Raw genomic sequence first — 5,931 nt, 5'->3', positions numbered from 1 at the left:
CTGTCGTCCGGGGGACCTCTTCGTGGTGCGCAACGTGGCGAACCTTGTTCCTCCCTATGCGCCCGACGGAGGCCGGCACGGCGTGAGCGCTGCGCTCGAGTATGCCGTCAAGCATCTTCGGGTTCAGGACATCATCATCATGGGGCACGCCTGCTGTGGCGGCATTCATGCGCTGGTAGCCGGCTCGGAAGGAGAGGATCGCGATGAGTTCATCGGACCGTGGGTGGACGTGGCAAGGCACGCCTTGGAAAAGGTGAACGAGGCCATGCCCGGCGCAGACGCCGCCGACAGGGCGCGAGCCTGCGAGCTTTGGAACGTGCGTCTTTCTCTGGACAACCTTCTGACGTTCCCCTGGGTGAAGGACGCGGTGGAGAAGGGCGGACTTTCCCTGCACGGCTGGTACTTCGATCTGCAAAGCGGGGAACTTCTGGAATATGATTCGTCTCATCAGGTTTTCCGTCCTTTGGTGGGACGTCCCCATATCGGGGGAGCGCGTTCCGGCCAGGTGGGATTGTCCCGACGTCCATGAACGGTCACATTCTTCTTTTCCCTTTGTTTTTTATGGAGAATACCGGCGAAATGCTTCCTTTTTAGAGTGGGGAAGGCATTGACGCAATGGGCTTTTGCTTCTAAGGATAGTGGGAAAGGCTTTGGAACGTTTTCCGACTCGGGCATCTTTTTTTCCGAAGGCTTGGGAAGGCGGCGGTTGCGACTGCCGCGTCTTCCTCATGGTGTGTTGCGTCCGTCGTTTCGACGTGCCGAAGCCGTTTTCCGACAAGGAGGCATGGAGGTTTTATGCCCACTAAAATTCTGCATAAGGAAAGACTGATTCCCGGGCGCACCAGCAAGCTCGTGCTGGACGCTCCGCAGATCGCCGCCACGGCCCGCCCGGGCCATTTCGTCATTCTTCGCGTGGACGAAAAGGGCGAGCGGTTCCCGCTGACCATAGCCGATACCGACAAGGAACACGGCACCATCACCATCGTGTATCTGGTGCTCGGTCGTTCCACTCAGATGCTTGAGGAGCTGGAAGAAGGCCAGTTCATCCACGACGTTTGCGGACCTCTCGGCCGCGCCACCAACATCCAGCGCTTCGAGGCGCCGAAGAAGGTCATCTGCGTGGGCGGCGGCACGGGCGTGGCCGCCATGCATCACATTGCCAAGGGACACCATGAGGCGGGCAACTACGTCATTGCCTGCATCGGTGCGCGCAACAAGGATCTTCTGCTTTTTCAGAAGGAACTTTCCCTGTTCTGCGACGAGGTGCTCGTGTCCACGGATGATGGTTCCGAAGGTCAGAAGGGCATCGTTACCGATCTTGTGAAGGGCCGTCTCGACAGCGAGGGCGGCAACATTGCCGAAGTGGTGGCCGTGGGCCCCGTACCCATGATGCAGGCCGTCTCCGAGCTTACCCGCGGATATGGCGTGCCTACCACCGTGAGCTTGAACTCCCTCATGGTGGACGGCCTCGGCATGTGCGGCGCGTGCCGCGTGACCGTGGGCGGGGAGATGAAGTTCACCTGCGTGGACGGGCCCGAGTTCGACGGACACAAGGTGGACTTTGCTGAGCTGCGCAGCCGTCTCGGCTCTTTCCGCTCTCAGGAGGCCGTGGCCCGCGAACATCATCGCTGCAACTGTTTTGAAAAGAAGGAGGCCTGATCATGAGTCAGGAAGTCACCCGCGGGGCGAAGATTCCCCGTCATGATATGCCCTGCCAGGCTCCCGAGGAACGCATCAGGAATTTCAAGGAAGTCGCCCTCGGGTATACGGCTGAAATGGCCCATGAGGAAGCCACCCGCTGCCTTCAGTGCAAAAAGCCCATGTGTCGCACCGGCTGTCCCGTGGACATCGCCATTCCCGACTTCATTGCCGAAGTGGTGAAGGGCGACATCGACGAGGCGAGCCGCATCATCCACAAGTCCAGCAGCCTTCCCGCCGTGTGCGGCCGCGTGTGCCCGCAGGAAAAGCAGTGCGAGGGCAAGTGCATTCTCGGCAAAAAGGGTCAGCCTGTGGCCATCGGCCGCCTCGAGCGCTTCGTGGCCGACCACGCCTCCGCCGAAAAGGCTCCCGAAATCAGGAAGACCGGTCGTCGCGTGGCCTGCATAGGTTCCGGCCCCTCCTCGGTCACCTGTGCCGGTTATCTGGCCCGTCTCGGCGTCGAGGTCACCATGTTTGAAGGGCTGCACGAGGCCGGCGGCGTGCTCATCTACGGCATTCCCGCCTTCCGTCTGCCCAAGGACGTTGTGGCCCACGAGCTGGACGGCCTGCGTTCCATGGGCGTGGACATTCGTCTGAATCATGTGGGCGGCCGCACCGTCACCGTGGACGGACTGCTCAAGGACGGCTATGACGCCGTGTTCATCGGCGTGGGCGCGGGCCTGCCTCATTTTCTCGGCGTGCCCGGTGAAAACTGCATCGGCGTGTCCTCGGCCAACGAGTATCTCACCCGAGTGAATCTCGGTCGTGCCTACTCCTTCCCGGATTACGACACGCCCGTGGCTCCCGGCAGGCACGTCACCGTGTTCGGCGCGGGCAACGTGGCCATGGACGCCGCCCGTACGGCGCTTCGTCTCGGCGCGGAAAGCGTGCACATCGTGTACCGCCGCACCCGTGCGGAAATGCCCGCCCGCGGCGAGGAAATCGAACACGCGCTCGAAGAGGGCGTGAAGCTCATCGAACTGGCCGCGCCCGTGCGCTTCCTCACCGATGAGGAAAATCATCTCACGGGCGTGGAACTGCAGCGCATGGAGCTCGGCGAACCCGACGCTTCCGGCCGTCGCCGTCCCCGTCCCGTGGAAGGCGAGAACTTCATTCAGGAAACCGATCTTGCCATCGTGGCTCTCGGCACGCGCTCCAACCCGCTCATGCTGGACTGCACGCCCGGGCTCAAGCTTTCGGAACGCGGCTACATCGCCGTGGATGAAAACGGCGAGACTTCCATTCCCAACGTCTACGCCGGCGGCGACATCGTGACCGGCGCGGCCACCGTCATTCTGGCCATGGGCGCGGGCCGCCGCGCCGCCCAGAGCATCGCCCGCAAGATGGGTCTGGAATAATCGTCTCTTTCCCAAAAAGTGGAGGGCCGTTCTGCCACAGGCAGGGCGGCCTTCTTTGTCGGACGCGGACGAACGGTCCGGCGCAGGAAAAAGGTCTTTCTGGCGCAAAACTTTTTTGTATTGTTTTTCTCGCGTCCTGAAGAGCAGAAAAAGACAGGTCCGTGCGGGGAAAGGCTGCGGACCGGCACGGCGGAAGGAGGGAAAAAAGAGCATTAATCCGGCGAGTTCTTTCTCCGGCATCGGTAAGTTGCAGGAGGGGAAGACGTCGAAGGGGGAAACGTTTTTCCGACGGCTTCGGCCCCGGATGCAGGAAGGCGGAGCGGGGCGTTTCCTTGACAGGTTGCCCCCGCATCCTTCATAGTGACACGGATTATATGTTTGATTCCCGTGCCGGCGGCAGGCGTATTCAGGACGCGAACCGGCAGGAACATGCGGCAGGCTGAACGTTCAGCCTTTTTTCTGTACCTTTTGCCCCGCAAGGAGTCTCCATGATTCGTCGTCTTCTGTGCGCTCTTCTGCTGCCCGCACTGCTCTGTTCCTCCGCCATGGCTGCGGAAAAGCTTGTCGTCGCCACCAACCCCGAATGGCCGCCCATGGAATTTCTCGATGACAACAAGAACATCATCGGCTACGACGTGGACATGTTCAAGGCCGTTGCCGCCGAAGCCGGCATGGAAGCCGAATTCAAGATGACGGCCTGGGACGGCATCTTTGCCGGCATTGCCGCGGGCAACTATGACGTCATCGCCTCTGCCGTGACCATCACGCCCGAGCGTCAGCGCGCCTTTGCCTTCACCGTTCCCTACTACGACGTGCAGCAGATCGTCGTGCTGCGCAAGGGTGATTCCGCAACCGGCTTTGCCGATCTCAAGGGCAAGGTGATCGGCGGACAGATAGGCACCACCGGCATTTTCGTGGCGCAGAAGAGCGGCGTGGACATGACGATCCGGGAATACGACAACGTGGGACTCGCCATGCAGGATCTGCTCAACTCCCGCATCGACGCCGTGGTCTGCGACTCTCCCGTGGCTCTTTATTATGCCAACCAGAAGGAAGGCTTTGCCGATCAGCTGACCGTCGCCTTCCGCACCGAAGCCACGGAATCCTTCGGCTTCGTGGTGCGCAAGGACCGCAAGGACCTCGTGGAACGTCTGAACAAGGGCATCGAAGCCGTGCGCGCCAAGGGCATTGAAGCCAAGCTCATCCACAAGTGGCTGGGCGAATAGTCTTGCGAGAGACGGTCACTTTCAGTTTCAGGATATTGTGAACCATGCGTGAGAATGAAGAAAACGGTCTTCCGGCCGGTATGGCCCCGGAGGGAAAGATAGAAGTTCCGGCGGGCGGCCTCGTGCTGCCCGATGCCGAGAAGGGGAGCCTCGTCAACGCCTGGTCCCTGTCGCTGGTGGGCGCGGTGGTCGTGCTGACCGTGCTGTGCACCGTCTGGCCCGACCCTTATCTGGAAATCCTCCGCTTTCTGCCGGGCGGCCTTGTCGTCACCTTTGAGGTGACCATCCTTTCCATCATCTGCGCCATTCCTCTCGGACTGCTCACCGGTCTCGGGAGACTTTCGCACAATCGCGTCATCAATCTGATCGCGTCGACCTATGTGGAGGTCATACGCGGCATTCCGCTGCTGGTGCAGATTTTCTACATTTACTATGCATTGGCCAAGTTCCTGCAGGTAAGCGGTCTCACTTCGGCGGTCATTGCCATCAGCTTCTGCTACGGCGCCTACATGGGCGAGGTGTTCCGTGCAGGCATCATGGCCGTTCCCAAGGGACAGATCGAGGCTTCCCGCTCCCTGGGCTTCAACAAGGTGCAGACCATGCTTCTCGTGGTGCTGCCGCAGGCTCTGCGCACCATCGTGCCGCCCGTGGGCAACGAGTGCATAGCCATGCTCAAGGATACCTCGCTGGTGTCCGTGATGGCCATGCCCGATCTCATGCAGTTCGGCCGCAGCTTTGCTGCAAAGAGCTATCTGTACTTTGAGACCTATACCGTCATTGCTCTGATTTACCTCATCATTACGCTGCTGCTTTCCAAGGCGGTCAGCATTCTGGAATCCAGGCTGAATTACTATGACAAACGCAAGTAATGCGGAACCCATCATCCGCATCGAACACGTGTGGAAATTCTTCGGAGAGCTGCCGGCTCTGCAGGATGTCTCTCTGCACGTCTATCAGGGCCAGCGCGTCGTCATCATCGGGCCGTCCGGCTCCGGCAAGTCCACGCTTCTGCGGTCCATCAACAGACTTGAGGAAATCAACAGCGGACTCATCTCCGTGGACGGCATCGACGTCAACGATCCGAAGAACGACATCAACAAGATACGCCAGAACCTGGGCATGGTGTTCCAGCAGTTCAATCTGTTTCCGCACAAGACCGTGCTGCAGAATCTCACCATGGCGCCGTGCAGACTGCGCGGCATGCCCAGAAAGGAAGCCGAGGAACTGGCGCTCACGCTTCTGAACAAGGTGGGCATCAGCGACAAGGCCCATGTGTATCCTTCCATGCTTTCCGGCGGACAGCAGCAGCGCGTGGCCATTGCCAGGGCTCTCGCCATGCAGCCCGAGCTCATGCTCTTCGATGAGCCCACCTCGGCGCTCGATCCCGAAATGGTGGGCGAAGTGCTCGATGTCATGGTGAATCTTGCCCGCGACGGCATGACCATGATATGCGTCACCCACGAAATGGGCTTTGCCCGCACCGTGGCCGACGTGGTGGTGTTCATGGACAAGGGACAGATACTTGAAGTCGGATCGCCCGAAGATATCTACGAACATCCGCAGCACCCCAGACTTCAGCAGTTTTTGAAGCAGGTGCTGTGATCCTGCCTTTTCAGGTGCAAAAGGGTCTCTTCCGGAAGGAAGAGACC

At 60.2% G+C, this 5,931-nt stretch carries 6 protein-coding genes; all 6 read left to right on the top strand.

Annotated features, from left to right (window positions below; translation table 11 throughout):
• On the top strand, positions 1-529 hold a 529-nt coding region (locus QZZ60_RS10135), incomplete at its 5' end, for a carbonic anhydrase (RefSeq protein WP_295641074.1).
• A gap of 266 nt (positions 530-795) precedes the next feature.
• Positions 796-1,659: a sulfide/dihydroorotate dehydrogenase-like FAD/NAD-binding protein gene (locus QZZ60_RS10130; protein ID WP_295641071.1), complete on the top strand. Its 864-nt coding sequence runs from the start codon at positions 796-798 to the stop codon at positions 1,657-1,659.
• Between the two features lie 2 nt (positions 1,660-1,661).
• A complete protein-coding gene (gltA, locus tag QZZ60_RS10125) occupies positions 1,662-3,056 on the top strand; it encodes an NADPH-dependent glutamate synthase (RefSeq protein WP_295641069.1) in 1,395 nt (464 codons plus the stop codon).
• A gap of 488 nt (positions 3,057-3,544) precedes the next feature.
• Entirely contained in the window at positions 3,545-4,282 is a 738-nt protein-coding gene (locus tag QZZ60_RS10120; protein ID WP_295641067.1) for a basic amino acid ABC transporter substrate-binding protein, read from the top strand.
• An 80-nt stretch (positions 4,283-4,362) separates the two neighbouring features.
• Entirely contained in the window at positions 4,363-5,151 is a 789-nt protein-coding gene (locus QZZ60_RS10115) for an amino acid ABC transporter permease (RefSeq protein WP_295641076.1), read from the top strand.
• Positions 5,135-5,884 (top strand): amino acid ABC transporter ATP-binding protein, encoded by a 750-nt coding sequence (locus tag QZZ60_RS10110; RefSeq protein WP_295641065.1) that lies wholly within the window; start codon positions 5,135-5,137, stop codon positions 5,882-5,884. The genes QZZ60_RS10115 and QZZ60_RS10110 overlap by 17 nt, the downstream gene beginning before the upstream one ends.
• Positions 5,885-5,931 lie beyond the last annotated feature (47 nt).

It is taken from the genome of uncultured Mailhella sp., assembly GCF_905187505.1.
Lineage (GTDB): Bacteria > Desulfobacterota > Desulfovibrionia > Desulfovibrionales > Desulfovibrionaceae > Mailhella.
Note: the sequence above shows the minus strand (reverse complement) of the source record. Positions and strands in the feature narration are given on the sequence as shown.